The following is a 12423-nucleotide window of genomic DNA, read 5'->3' as shown; positions in this document are numbered from 1 at the left end:
CATTATTTAGATGGTAACATAGCCTTAAATTAATTATACTTGTAATAAAAAATTATAGTTTTCACTTATAAATTTTAATATAACAGTAGCTATTAATGATTGACCATCAATATTTGGATGTATACCATCCTTACATAAAAACTCACTGTAGTTGCTGTGTTTTAAAAACTCAGTTCTCACGTCTATCAGCACAGTGCTTGTTTCATTAGCTACTTCCGTAATGATTTTATTATATGAACTATGCCAATTGAAAAGAGCATCCTTTGTTCCTAGCCAATGTAAAATATTTTCCTCTGCAAAAGAATCTTCCTTAGTAATCCATTTGAAGTATTTTAGAGGATCTAAGGGGGGCAAAGTCATAAGTACAGGTAATATGTGATTATTCTTTAATGTATCAATCATTGTCAGCAGTGTTTCGCGATAGATGGAAATTTCAGTATTTGGTTTATATTCATCGTCAGGATTTTTAGCGATGTCATCCCAGTTATAGTCACAGTCATTGCCACCAAACTCTATTAAAACAATATCAGGTGATTTATTTATGACATCATTATACATCTTGCCAACGCCTCTCATAATGGTACTCCCAAATTTACCTGCGTTGTATACTTGCCCTTTTATTTTATTCCCAATTATGCTTGTAAAGTTTTCTTTTAAAGTAGCGTATTTAGATTTTTCTTCATCGTAAATAATTCCTTTTGTAATAGAATCACCAAATGCTATAAGAATGTAACTATCTTTTATTTTCATAATTTACCTCCATAAAATTAGATATTAAACTAAGTAATATTTAATTCATTTAATGTATATTAGCAATATATCACATAATTATAAAAAACACAATACATAGTTATTGAAACTATGTGATGAATAAAAATATTAATTATAATAAAACCTCATAGAAATATTATCAATATAATATTTTCCAAAAGGCTTATAATATATACTCATATGCTACTTGCGAACTAGTTGGAATTAATGTAAAATATAGACACAATATTTTAATTTTTTATGATATTCTAATTGTAAATTTGAGGGGGATTTTTATGAAAATTGATTATCAACTAACTAAACAGGACTATATAGATTTTAATATGAATTACATGAGTAATTCTAAGAGTGTTAAAAGGCTATTCATAGCCCAAAGATATATTGTTCCTATAATTTTTTTATTAATGCCAGTTATGTTGATAAGGGTTACAAGTATTCCACTTGGGTATTGGTTTAAAGTGTTTTTAGTAAGCAGCGTACTATGGATTATATTTTATCCTAAATACTTTAAATGGAGTGTATCGAAAAGAATTTCAAAAATGCTAGATGAAGGTGAAAATACAGATATGTTGGGTAAACGTTCCTTGACACTTACAGAAAAGGGTATTATTGATTGTAGTACACTAAGTGAATCAAAGACAGATTGGAGTGTTATTGAAAAAATAACACAAACCCAAAAACATATTTTTATATTTATTAGTTCTGTTGCGGCATATATTCTTCCAGTTCATGTATTTAATAATGAGAATGAAAAAAAGAGATTTATTGATAAATTAAATTATATAATCCAAAAATCTAAAGGTAAAAATAATATTGTGTAATACATTCAAAAGATAAATTTTGTTATATTAAATAAGTATTAACGGTTATAGTAAAAAATAAAACCCTATGGGGTTTTATTTTTGTGGTTTAGTTGGATTTTTGGGCTTATTAGTGTTTAATCCACAGCAACCTAATTTTTTATCACCAAAACTTTCTTCACTAGCTTTTCCCATATCTTTTATAAAATTATTGAACCATTGTTTTAAGGATTTCATTAATAGCCTCCATTGATTTAAATTATATGTGGTTATTATATATAAATTAATTTTAACACTATTATATGAAGAAAATATAAAGAATATCAAATTTGTGTTATCATAGGTAAACAAGATATATATAAACTTGCCACTTGACACTTGGGTGGCACTTATTTTCTTCAAAGTATAGAAAAATAGAGTTAGTAGATAAAAATCTGCTGGCTCTATTTTTTTTAGGCATATTATTGAAGATAAACGCATAAAACTTATATTAATAGAATTGAGAAAATAAACAAATTAGTTATTGTAATCAAACAAATAAAAGTATGGTACTCTTGAAAACGCAGTTTTTACTTATTTTTAATTGAATAAAAAGATAGTTCTAACAATATCAAAATAAAAAGTAGGGGGAATAAAATGAAAAAGAAAATATCAATTATGCTTATAACTCTTATGATAGCGACAATTGGGCTTAGTGGTTGTGGAAAAAAAACAGCAGAGAAAGTTGCAACTGATAGTGATGTAATTAAAATTGGAGTTTTCGAACCCATGACTGGAGCGAATGCAGCCGGTGGGGCACTAGAAATTGAAGGGATAAAGCTTGCAAACAAACTTTACCCGGAGGTGCTAGGAAAGAAAGTTGAACTTGTACTTGTAGATAATAAGTCAGACAAAGTGGAAGCAGCAAGTGCAGCGGCAAGATTGGTTGATAAAGAAAAGGTTACAGCGATAATTGGAAGTTGGGGAAGCTCACTTTCCATGGCAGCAGGAGATATAGTTAAAAAAGCGAAAATTCCTACAATGGGAACATCTTGTACAAATCCACTTGTTACATTAGGCAATGAATATTATTTTAGGGTATGTTTTATAGATCCTTTCCAAGGAACTGTTATGGCGAATTATGCTTTTAATACATTAAAAGCTAAAAAGGTTGCTATTGTTCAAGAAGTGTCCAATGACTATGCAATTGGACTTGCAAAATATTTCACAGATTCCTTTAAGAAACTAACAGGAGATGAAAATTCCATTGTTGCGGTAACAAATTACAATACTGGAGATCAAGATTTCACGGCACAACTTACAAACTTGAAAGCTAAAAATCCAGATGTTATTTTTGCACCTGGTAATTTCACTGAATCTGCGTTAGTAATAAGACAAGCAAGGCAATTAGGAATAACGACACCATTTATCGGAGGAGATACTTGGGAAACACCAGAATTTATAACAACGGGAAAAGAAGCGGTAGAAGGAGCAACATTCTCAACTTTCTTCGCTACTGAAAAGCCAATCACAAAAGAATCAGAAGTATTCCTAAATGCGTACAGAAAAGAATATGCTGGAAAAGAACCAGCAGCAGTAGCTGCACTTGGTTATGATGCTTATATTATTCTTTTAGATGCAATTAAGAGAGTTGGGTCTGCGGATTCAGTTAAATTAAGAGATGAACTTGCAAAAACTAAAGACTTCCAAGGGGCAGCTGGAGTTATCAATTTTGATGAAAATAGAAATGCGGTAAAGAGTGCTGTAATTAAACAAGTTAAAGATGGAAAATTCACATTTAAGGAAGTTATAGAGCCTATTAAATAGTAGCGACATAAAATAATACGCTTCCATCAAAATGGTGTGAGGCGTATTATTCTTAATAAAGGTATGAGGGGGAGGACATATGAGCTTAGATACATTTTTGCAACATCTTACTAATGGGATTTCTCTTGGGAGTTTGTATGCACTGATTGCAATTGGATATACAATGGTTTATGGAATATTAAGACTGATCAACTTTGCTCATGGTGATATTTTTATGATGGCAACATACTTTGCTTTTTATGGAGTATCAACCTTCATGTTGCCCTGGTATTTTTCTTTTTTAATAGCGATAATTTTGACTGGTGCACTGGGAATGCTAATTGAAAAAACTGCATATAGACCTCTTCGAGGTGCACCTAAAATTTCAATTATGATTTCTGCAATTGGTGCCTCTTTTCTTTTGGAAAATGTAGCAATTGTTTTGTTTGGAGGAAGGCCAAAACCTTTTCCAACTCCAGAAATTTTTGATAAAATGGTTCAAATTGGAAACATATCTGTACAGCGATTGACTTTTGTTATTCCTGTAGTTACATTTGTTCTTTTATATTTACTATTATATTTGATTAATCATACAAAGAGTGGAATGGCAATGAGAGCTGTTTCGAAAGATTATGAAACAGCGGGACTTATGGGTATAGATGTAAATAAAACGATTTCATTTACATTTGGAATTGGATCCATGCTTGCATCGGTTGGAGCATTGATGTGGGCACTTAAGTTTCCATCACTTCTACCACTTATGGGAGTTATGCCAGGATTAAAGTGTTTTATAGCAGCAGTTATTGGAGGAATAGGAAATATTAAAGGTGCTGTTATTGGAGGTTTTATTTTAGGTATAGGTGAAATTATGCTTGTTGCTTTTTTCCAAGATTTATCGGGATATAGAGATGCATTTGCGTTTATAATGCTTATTGTAATACTTTTGATTAAGCCAACAGGCATAATGGGCGAAAAAATATCGGAGAAGGTGTAGAATATGAAAAAAAAGAATTTGATATTAACATTAATTTCTATGTTAATTTTAATAGTACTGTTAGTCTTTATCGATAAAAATTTAGATTCGTATAACACAAGAATATTAAATCTATGTGCTATTTATGTAATCCTTGCATTAAGTATGAATTTGGTGAATGGTTTTACCGGTTTATTTTCACTAGGACATGCTGGGTTTATGGCAGTGGGAGCATATGCTACAGCACTACTAACAATGTCACCAGAAATGAAGACGCAGAATTTTTTTCTGGCACCTATCATTAAACCACTAGCAAACTTAACATTGCCATTTTTACCAGCACTGCTTATAGCAGGACTTATTACAGCTTTTGTTGGGTATTTGATTGCATCATCAGTGTTAAGGTTAAGAGGAGATTATCTGGCAATCGCTACTTTAGGCTTTTCAGAAATTATAAGAGTTATATTTACAAATACACAAACGCTAACAAACGGAGCCTTAGGCTTAAAAGGAATTCCTGACACCACAAATATATGGTGGACCTTTGGAACGGCGGTCGCCACTGTTATAATAATTACTTGTCTCATAAATAGCTCCTATGGAAGAGCCTTTAAAGCAATACGTGAGGATGAGGTAGCAGCAGAGAGTATGGGAATCAATTTATTTAAACATAAGGTATTGTCTTTTACAATTGGAGCATTCTTTGCAGGCGTAGGTGGGGGGCTTTTAGGTAACTTACTCGGTACAATAGATCCACTCATGTTTAGGTTCATCTTAACATTTAATATACTTCTTATTATAGTACTTGGAGGTATGGGCAGTATCACAGGATCAATTATTGCTGCTTTCATCGTAACAATTGCAGGAGAAGCATTAAGATTTCTTGATGAGACCATGAATTTTGGATTTATAACAATTCAAGGAATACCTGGACTTAGAATGGTTGTATTTTCAGCACTCTTAATGATGGTAGTCATCTTTTTCCGTCATGGACTTATGGGGACCAAAGAGTTTAGCTTTGACAAAATAATTTGTAAATTTAGCAGAAAGCCATCTGAAAAAGGAGGCGATAAATAATGCCAGAAGTAAAAGAAGGAGTAAAGACGGTATTAAAGATAGAAGATGTAAAGATGCAGTTTGGAGGAGTAACTGCAGTAAAGGATTTTAATCTTACCTTAAATAAAGGAGAAATTGTGGCATTAATAGGACCCAATGGTGCTGGAAAAACTACAGCTTTTAATATGGTTACTGGCGTGTACAAACCAACCGAAGGTAAAATTTATTTTAATAATAAAGATATCACGGGAATGAGACCAGATGTAATTACTAAAACAGGAATTGCAAGAACATTTCAAAATATAAGATTATTTAAAGATTTATCCGTCCTTGATAATGTCCTAATTGCTAACCATTTAAATATTAAATCTAATTTTATGGATGCAATCTTTAGACTTCCATGGTACCGAAAAGAAGAAAATGAAATGATGGAAAAGTCTCTTAACTTGCTTAAGAAAGTAGGTTTATTAGAGCAAAGGGATGCTAGGGCACATTCTCTTCCTTATGGAAAGCAAAGAAGGCTTGAAATTGCTAGAGCTATGGCTACGAACCCTCAAGTTTTGCTTCTAGATGAACCAGCAGCTGGAATGAATCCAAAAGAAACGGATGATCTAACACATTTTATTAAACAAATTAGAGATGAATTTGACTTAACCATATTTATGATAGAACATCACATGCAGGTTGTAATGGGAATATCGGATAGAATATATGTTCTTGACTATGGTGTTACTATAGCAGAGGGAATCCCTTATGACATTCAAAATAATGAAAGAGTTATACAGGCGTATTTGGGGGTGAATGAAGATGATGCTTAAAATTGATAATTTAGTAGTTTCTTATGGCGGAATTGAAGCTTTAAGAGGAGCAAGTATTGATGTTGAAGAAGGTAAAATTGTAACCTTAGTTGGTGCCAATGGTGCTGGAAAAAGCACAATGCTTCGTTCTATTGTAGGACTAGTGAAAATTAAAAGTGGGACAATTCAATATGAAAATAACAATTTGATGCTCATTAAACCTCAAAATATAGTTAGGCATGGAATTACTTTAGTTCCAGAGGGAAGAAGGGTTTTCGGTGACCTTACGGTGCTTGAAAATCTAAAACTAGGTGCATTTTCAAGAAAAGATGAAAAGGGAATTAAAGAAGATATGCAGAGAGTATACACTCTTTTCCCAAGGCTTAAGGAAAGAACCTGGCAACAAGCAGGAACACTATCTGGCGGAGAACAGCAAATGCTTGCAATTGGAAGAGCATTAATGTCAAGGCCCAAGTTACTCATGATGGATGAGCCGTCCTTGGGACTAGCGCCACTAATTATTAAGGATGTCTTTAATATTATTAAAGAAATTAATAAGCAAGGCGTGACCATCCTGTTAATTGAACAAAATGCCAATGCTGCTTTAAAAATTGCAGATATAGGATATGTAATTGAAACGGGAAGAATTACCATTAAAGGAACTGGGAAAGAGTTATTGTGTAATGAAGATGTAAAGAAAGCTTATTTAGGGGAAAGTGTTCATGCATAGTAACAATATTAGAGTTGAAATAAAAAATAAGATATAATAAAAATAAGCTAATAATAGGATTTTTCAATTACCTGTTATTAGCTTATTTTTTATTATAATTGAATAGCTTAGTTACAACTATTGTTGTTGTTTATTTTTAAGGACTAATTTGTCTAAAAAATTATTATTATATATTTTTTCGGCCTCCAGAGCTTGCCTGTACCGAAATCATCTAGTGCAATTTTTATCCCTAATATTTTTAATTCATTAAGAAATTCAATGGTTTCTTCTTTTTTTTCTAAGAATATACTTTCTGTAATTTCTATATCTATATACTTAGCTTCTACATCAAATTCTTTCAATGTATCTCCTAAAAACTTTACATAATTCAAGTCATTTAATTGTTTTGCAGAAAAATTAATAGCTATAGGCTTTGCACTTAAACCCTTACTATTCCAGGCAGCAATTTGTTTGATTGCCTCCCTTGTTACCCATCTTCCAATTTCTATAATACCACCTGTCTCTTCTGCTACTGGTATAAATTGCGCAGGGGAGATAAGATGATTTTTTAACCTTAAAAGAGCTTCAAAGCCTACAACTATTCCTGTAAATGAGCAAATTTAAAATAATAAAATTGAAGGTTCACTAAAATAGCCATTTTTCTTTGTAAAATCACCTAAGGATGGAATGTCTAAAGAATTATTAGAATATATGATATATTGTAATTTATTAGTTCAACATAATAATTCAAAACCCTTCAATTTATGGCAAATTATTTAAGAAAATCTTTTTTATGCAAAAAAGACTTTATATTTTAAAAATGTGATGTTGGGATACTTTTATGAGGAAGGATTAAAAAATAAAAGGTGCCACCCACGTGGGTGGCACTTTACTTCTTGTATAGAGCAATACCAGAAGAATTCGGACCTAAAGATGTGACGCCTTGGAATTCGTTATTATCCACCATACGTCTAAAAAGCTTACCAATCTTCTTTCTTTGAGATAAGGACACGTTATTCCAAAAGTCCGTCAATAGATCTGCAAATTGGAATTTCCCATTAATATTATTTATGTTTTCCCTAATTAAATTCATTATATCATCTTCAGAAAGATTATCTTTTAATATTAATTTTTTTTCATCATCATTAATATTTTTAATTTCATTTCTAATAATTTCAGTTAAGTATTGACTTATGCCCGTATAGCCTTTTGATTTTGTAATATGTTCTAACAGCTTTAACTCACTCTCACTCAGGCGTATACGTACATTAAATTCTTGCATCTTGAATCACCCCTTTTAATTATTATAGTATATTGCAAAAGGCTACGCAACAAAGAAATATAAGGAGAATCTTAAAGGTATCTCAACTTAATAAGCGAAATATTGTGTTTATAGATTTGATAAAATCACCATAGGGTTGTATAATGTTATTACAGGTTGCATAACCTTAAATGAGATTATACAAGGAGGAATTTAAATGAAAAAAATAGGATTACTTCCTAGACTTATTATAGCTATTATCTTAGGTATTATTTTAGGAAGTATACTTCCACAAACAGGGATAAGGCTTTTCGCAACGTTCAATGGATTATTTGGTGAATTTTTAGGGTTTGCCATACCTCTTATAATTATAGGATTTGTAGCGCCGGGTATAGGTGATCTTGGTAGCGGGGCTGGTAAAATTTTGGCTATAACTGCAGGAGTAGCTTATGCCTCCACTGTAATAGCTGGATCCTTGGCATACTTTGCAAATGTTACTATTCTCCCAATATTTTTAAAAACTGGAGCATTAGGAGCAGGTTTTGGTAAAGGTGAGTTAGCTAAATCATTTATTAATATTAAAATTCCACCTCTAATGGATGTAATGACAGCCTTAGTTCTTGCCTTTACATTAGGTATAGGAATTGCTGTAATAAAATCTACTACCATAAAGAGTGCTATGAAGGAATTCCAAGATATTATAACTAAGCTGATTACTGGAATAATAATTCCACTACTTCCTATATACATTATGGGTACTTTTGCAAACATGACATATGCTGGTCAGGTTGCTTCTATATTAAAAGTATTTTCAAAAGTATTTATTTTAGTACTTATACTTCACTTTACAGTAATTGTACTTCAGTATGTAATTGCTGGAACAATAGCTGGTGCTAATCCATTTAAATTAATTAAAACAATGATTCCTGCATATTTAACAGCTATAGGAACTCAATCATCTGCAGCAACTATTCCAGTTACTCTTGCTCAAACTAAAAAAAATGGAGTAAATGATGGAGTAGCTGATTTTGTAGTACCGCTTTGTGCAACTATACATCTTTCTGGTAGTACAATAACTTTAGTAAGTTGCTCCCTTGCAATAATGATGTTAAATGGTATGAATTATAGTTTCGGAACTTTCTTTGGATTTATTTTAGCCTTGGGGGTTACAATGGTAGCTGCACCTGGGGTTCCCGGTGGAGCTGTTATGGCAGCACTTGGACTACTTCAAAGTATGCTCGGATTTAATGAACAATTAACATCCCTTATGATAGCTCTATACTTAGCGCAAGATAGTTTTGGTACTGCTTGTAACATAACTGGTGATGGAGCAATTGCTGTATTAATAAATAAGATTTCTGGACATAAACTTTTTGAATAAAAACATGAAACTACAAAGGAAGAAAATGTTGTTGCATAAAAGTATTTTAAATTGTATATCTTAAAAAAATTAGAAAACAAGGAAACCATTCTGATAAAAAAGACAGGATGGTTTCTTTATTTCTTTAATAGAATTAATTATCACAATTGAAACTACTAAGAGTTGTAGGGATGAAAATTCATTATTATTTTAGCAGGAATTTCCTATGGTAATAAAGAATATATTACATAATAGTATTTGGAAATATAAGCCATGATAAATGTACATCGTTTTTATCATGTGAACCGTGGAATATTATATAAAAGGAGTGGAAAATTTATGAAAACACTTATTGTTTATGGTTCTAAACATGGTGCTACTGAGAAATGTAGTAAAGCTTTAAAAAACAAGCTCCATGGAGAAGTTGTCATTGTAAATATAAAAAAGGACGCAATTCCTGATATTAATTCATTTGATAGCATTGTTATTGGTGGGTCAATCTATGCAGGAAGAATTCAAAAGGAAATAAGAGAATTTTCTTTTAAAAATGCGAGTATTTTAAAAAACAAGAAAATAGGTTTTTTTGTATGTTGTATGAGTGAGGGGGAAAAAGCAATATCTCAGTTGAATGATAGTTTGCCAAATGAATTATTGTCTATGGCTATAGCTAAAGAACATTTCGGAGGGGGCTTCACATTTAGTAAAATGAATTTCTTTGAAAAGTTTATAATTAAGATGGTATCTAAGAAAGAGAATAACGCAGTTAAAGTAAATATGAATAAAGATGTTTTAAATATACATGAAGATAATATTAATAGGTTTGTACAATTAATGAATAAGCAATAGTGTGATTAATTAGATTCACATTATGTAACAATTTGATAGCTGGAGGGATAAATATGATTAAAAAAAACAAAATAATAAAAGAAATAAGAAATTGGGTTTTCCCGATTTTAGGAGCATTTCTTATAGCGTCACTAATTAATAGCAAAGTTTTTGCAAGGGTTCAAGTAGAACAAGGGTCTATGGAAAATACACTATATAGCGGTCAGCAATTAATAGTAGATAAGTTGATTTATAATGTTGCCATGCCAAAAAGAGGAAATATTATTATATTTCTTGAAGATGAGCAAAAGGGAACTATTATTGATGATACTGCAATATTTGTAAATAATATAAAATCAAGATTTGAGAATACTGATAAGGATAGAAGATTAGTAAAAAGAATAATTGGCATTCCTGGAGATGAGGTTAACATAAAAGATGGATATGTTTATGTTAACGGTGAAAAGCTGGATGAACCATATGCAAAGGGTCAGACTTTTAGTGATGAAGACAAATATCCAATTAAAGTAACAACTAATAAATTGTTTGTTTTGGGTGATAATAGAACTGTAAGTATAGATAGCAGGGCATTTGGGCTAGTCAATTTTAATCAAGTTGAAGGTAAAGCAGTATTTAGAGTCTTTCCCTTTAATAAGATAGGTGCTATTAAATAAAACCTTAAAGTGAAAATACTATTCTGATGGTAGAATAGTATTTTTTATATTCATTCTATGTATGGAAAAAATTGATGAAGACAATTCTGCTATTCGCTTGGTAACATCTTTGGCTATTAAGGAAGAGGCTGTTAAATCATTTATAGAGGATATTACCATATTTATGAATGAATTTTTTGTGGTATAATGTAACTTGTTAAAGAAATAAGGAGGTTTTTCAATGGCAATACTTACATCGCTTAAGGATGCATTAAACGCGAAGCAATATAAATCTGAGATTGAGAAATTAATTGAGGAAAATAAAAATTTGAGATATATAAAACTAACTCCAACTCAATTGGGAATGAGCCAAGTTTTATCTAAAACTAAGGAACTTGAAGTGGAGCTTGAAGGATATGACAAGCTAATTGAAACAAAAACAAAAGCCATAGAAGAACTCAATAGGGAATATAAGAGCCAAGCTGTATATCAAACCAAAGAATTTGAAGAGAAATCAAATGAACATGATAATTTAATGGCACTAAAAGGTAAAGAGCTTGAAGAAAAAACAGCAGAATATGATGAATTAATCGGAACAAAAAGTGAAGAATATGATAATTTAATGAGACTAAAGAGCAAAGAGCTAGAAGACAAAAGAGCAGAATATGATGGCTTAATCGAAAACAAAAGTCAAGAATATGATAATTTAATTGCCTTAAAAGATAAAGAGCTAGAAGACAAAAGTGCAGAATACAATGAATTTATTGAAAGAAAAAATAGTGAATATGAGGTTTCAACTAAGAAAAAGGCTGATGAGCACAAGCAAAAATCAGATGAATATGAAATTGTAATGAACACTAAAATAAAGTCCATTGATGAACTTAATTTAGAATATAATAATGTGAAAACATCTTTAGATAGCTTAAAGTCTGAAATAATAACTTTAGATGATGATATTTTAATGCAAAGTTTTGGGGTTTATAAGCCTGAATATAATTTAATGAATTCAATAAAAGGTGCTACAATGCTTCAGAATATAAGAGAAAATCAAAGGGATATGGTTAAATCTAAAGAAGCTATTGAATTCAAGCAATGGATTGTTAATGGTAACATAAAAGAAGGTAATGAACTAGTTGAAGATATGACAGAGGATATGATTAAACTTGTGCTTAGGATTTTTAACGATGAGTGCGATTCTATTATTGATAAGGTGAAGTTTAGTAATATAGAAGTAATCGAGAATAGAATTAAATCATTCTTCGAAGATTTAAATAAGCTTGGTAATTTAACACAAGTTAAAATAGTTCCTAAATATCTTAATACTAAACTAGAAGAACTTTATGTTGCCTATGAATATAAACTAAAGCAGCAGGAAGAAAAGGAAGAACAAAGTAGAATGATGGAATAATATCATGTGCTAATTAATTTATTAG

At 31.0% G+C, this 12423-nt stretch carries 15 protein-coding genes; 11 read left to right on the top strand and 4 right to left on the bottom strand.

What is annotated here, in order from left to right; all coding sequences use genetic code 11:
• Positions 1-33: 33 nt before the first annotated feature.
• Complete coding sequence (locus tag KPL50_RS09130; protein WP_216298144.1) at positions 34-750, bottom strand: SGNH/GDSL hydrolase family protein; 717 nt, start codon at positions 748-750, stop codon at positions 34-36.
• 296 nt (positions 751-1046) lie between these two features.
• Between KPL50_RS09130 and KPL50_RS09125 the strand changes: the two genes are divergently transcribed.
• Positions 1047-1592 (top strand): YcxB family protein, encoded by a 546-nt coding sequence (locus tag KPL50_RS09125; protein ID WP_216298143.1) that lies wholly within the window; start codon positions 1047-1049, stop codon positions 1590-1592.
• A gap of 75 nt (positions 1593-1667) precedes the next feature.
• Here the strand turns inward: KPL50_RS09125 and KPL50_RS09120 are convergent, their stop codons facing one another.
• Complete coding sequence (locus KPL50_RS09120; RefSeq protein WP_216298142.1) at positions 1668-1808, bottom strand: LDCC motif putative metal-binding protein; 141 nt, start codon at positions 1806-1808, stop codon at positions 1668-1670.
• A 399-nt stretch (positions 1809-2207) separates the two neighbouring features.
• Between KPL50_RS09120 and KPL50_RS09115 the strand changes: the two genes are divergently transcribed.
• From KPL50_RS09115 to KPL50_RS09095, 5 genes are all read left to right on the top strand, one after another.
• Complete coding sequence (locus tag KPL50_RS09115; RefSeq protein ID WP_216298141.1) at positions 2208-3377, top strand: ABC transporter substrate-binding protein; 1170 nt, start codon at positions 2208-2210, stop codon at positions 3375-3377.
• Positions 3378-3456: 79 nt separating this feature from the next.
• Positions 3457-4350 carry a branched-chain amino acid ABC transporter permease gene (locus KPL50_RS09110; RefSeq protein WP_216298140.1) on the top strand — a complete coding sequence of 298 codons (894 nt, stop codon included), beginning with the start codon at positions 3457-3459 and terminating at the stop codon, positions 4348-4350.
• 3 nt (positions 4351-4353) lie between these two features.
• Entirely contained in the window at positions 4354-5406 is a 1053-nt protein-coding gene (locus KPL50_RS09105; RefSeq protein WP_216298139.1) for a branched-chain amino acid ABC transporter permease, read from the top strand.
• Entirely contained in the window at positions 5406-6203 is a 798-nt protein-coding gene (locus KPL50_RS09100) for an ABC transporter ATP-binding protein (protein ID WP_216298138.1), read from the top strand. Before KPL50_RS09105 ends, KPL50_RS09100 begins: the two co-directional genes overlap by 1 nt.
• Positions 6196-6912, top strand: a complete 717-nt coding sequence (locus tag KPL50_RS09095) for an ABC transporter ATP-binding protein (RefSeq protein ID WP_216298204.1) — start codon at positions 6196-6198, stop codon at positions 6910-6912. The genes KPL50_RS09100 and KPL50_RS09095 overlap by 8 nt, the downstream gene beginning before the upstream one ends.
• 152 nt (positions 6913-7064) lie before the next feature.
• On the opposite strand, the gene KPL50_RS09090 is transcribed toward KPL50_RS09095, so the two are convergent.
• Positions 7065-7493 carry an EAL domain-containing protein gene (locus KPL50_RS09090; protein WP_309245156.1) on the bottom strand — a complete coding sequence of 143 codons (429 nt, stop codon included), beginning with the start codon at positions 7491-7493 and terminating at the stop codon, positions 7065-7067.
• A gap of 287 nt (positions 7494-7780) precedes the next feature.
• A complete protein-coding gene (locus KPL50_RS09085) occupies positions 7781-8173 on the bottom strand; it encodes a DUF1413 domain-containing protein (protein ID WP_216298137.1) in 393 nt (130 codons plus the stop codon).
• Positions 8174-8369: 196 nt separating this feature from the next.
• On the opposite strand from KPL50_RS09085, the gene KPL50_RS09080 reads away from it, so the two are divergent.
• The 5 genes from KPL50_RS09080 (at position 8370) to KPL50_RS09065 (ending at position 12398) form a co-directional block, all read left to right on the top strand.
• Entirely contained in the window at positions 8370-9533 is a 1164-nt protein-coding gene (locus KPL50_RS09080) for a dicarboxylate/amino acid:cation symporter (RefSeq protein WP_216298136.1), read from the top strand.
• 318 nt (positions 9534-9851) lie between these two features.
• The gene (locus tag KPL50_RS09075) at positions 9852-10358 is read left to right on the top strand and encodes a flavodoxin domain-containing protein (RefSeq protein WP_216298135.1); all 507 of its coding nucleotides are present in this window, start codon (positions 9852-9854) and stop codon (positions 10356-10358) included.
• A 56-nt stretch (positions 10359-10414) separates the two neighbouring features.
• Positions 10415-11011, top strand: a complete 597-nt coding sequence (lepB, locus tag KPL50_RS09070) for a signal peptidase I (protein WP_216298202.1) — start codon at positions 10415-10417, stop codon at positions 11009-11011.
• 61 nt (positions 11012-11072) lie between these two features.
• On the top strand, positions 11073-11198 hold the full coding sequence (locus KPL50_RS27420) for a hypothetical protein (RefSeq protein WP_290443215.1): 126 nt from the start codon (positions 11073-11075) through the stop codon (positions 11196-11198).
• Between the two features lie 33 nt (positions 11199-11231).
• Positions 11232-12398: a DUF4041 domain-containing protein gene (locus tag KPL50_RS09065; protein WP_216298134.1), complete on the top strand. Its 1167-nt coding sequence runs from the start codon at positions 11232-11234 to the stop codon at positions 12396-12398.
• The last annotated feature ends 25 nt before the right edge of the window (positions 12399-12423 follow it).

The organism is Clostridium sp. CF012 (genome assembly GCF_018861755.1).
In the GTDB taxonomy this organism is placed as follows: domain Bacteria; phylum Bacillota; class Clostridia; order Clostridiales; family Clostridiaceae; genus Clostridium_AD.
This window is presented reverse-complemented; position numbering and strand designations above follow the sequence as displayed.

Excerpts from the sequence above, each read along its gene's own strand:
- KPL50_RS09130 (WP_216298144.1), bottom strand. The coding sequence starts at position 750 with ATGAAAATAAAAGATAGTTACATTCTTATAGCATTTGGTGATTCTATT.
- KPL50_RS09125 (WP_216298143.1), top strand. The coding sequence starts at position 1,047 with ATGAAAATTGATTATCAACTAACTAAACAGGACTATATAGATTTTAAT.
- KPL50_RS09120 (WP_216298142.1), bottom strand. The coding sequence starts at position 1,808 with ATGAAATCCTTAAAACAATGGTTCAATAATTTTATAAAAGATATGGGA.
- KPL50_RS09115 (WP_216298141.1), top strand. The coding sequence starts at position 2,208 with ATGAAAAAGAAAATATCAATTATGCTTATAACTCTTATGATAGCGACA.
- KPL50_RS09110 (WP_216298140.1), top strand. The coding sequence starts at position 3,457 with ATGAGCTTAGATACATTTTTGCAACATCTTACTAATGGGATTTCTCTT.
- KPL50_RS09105 (WP_216298139.1), top strand. The coding sequence starts at position 4,354 with ATGAAAAAAAAGAATTTGATATTAACATTAATTTCTATGTTAATTTTA.
- KPL50_RS09100 (WP_216298138.1), top strand. The coding sequence starts at position 5,406 with ATGCCAGAAGTAAAAGAAGGAGTAAAGACGGTATTAAAGATAGAAGAT.
- KPL50_RS09095 (WP_216298204.1), top strand. The coding sequence starts at position 6,196 with ATGCTTAAAATTGATAATTTAGTAGTTTCTTATGGCGGAATTGAAGCT.
- KPL50_RS09085 (WP_216298137.1), bottom strand. The coding sequence starts at position 8,173 with ATGCAAGAATTTAATGTACGTATACGCCTGAGTGAGAGTGAGTTAAAG.
- KPL50_RS09080 (WP_216298136.1), top strand. The coding sequence starts at position 8,370 with ATGAAAAAAATAGGATTACTTCCTAGACTTATTATAGCTATTATCTTA.
- KPL50_RS09075 (WP_216298135.1), top strand. The coding sequence starts at position 9,852 with ATGAAAACACTTATTGTTTATGGTTCTAAACATGGTGCTACTGAGAAA.
- KPL50_RS27420 (WP_290443215.1), top strand. The coding sequence starts at position 11,073 with ATGGAAAAAATTGATGAAGACAATTCTGCTATTCGCTTGGTAACATCT.
- KPL50_RS09065 (WP_216298134.1), top strand. The coding sequence starts at position 11,232 with ATGGCAATACTTACATCGCTTAAGGATGCATTAAACGCGAAGCAATAT.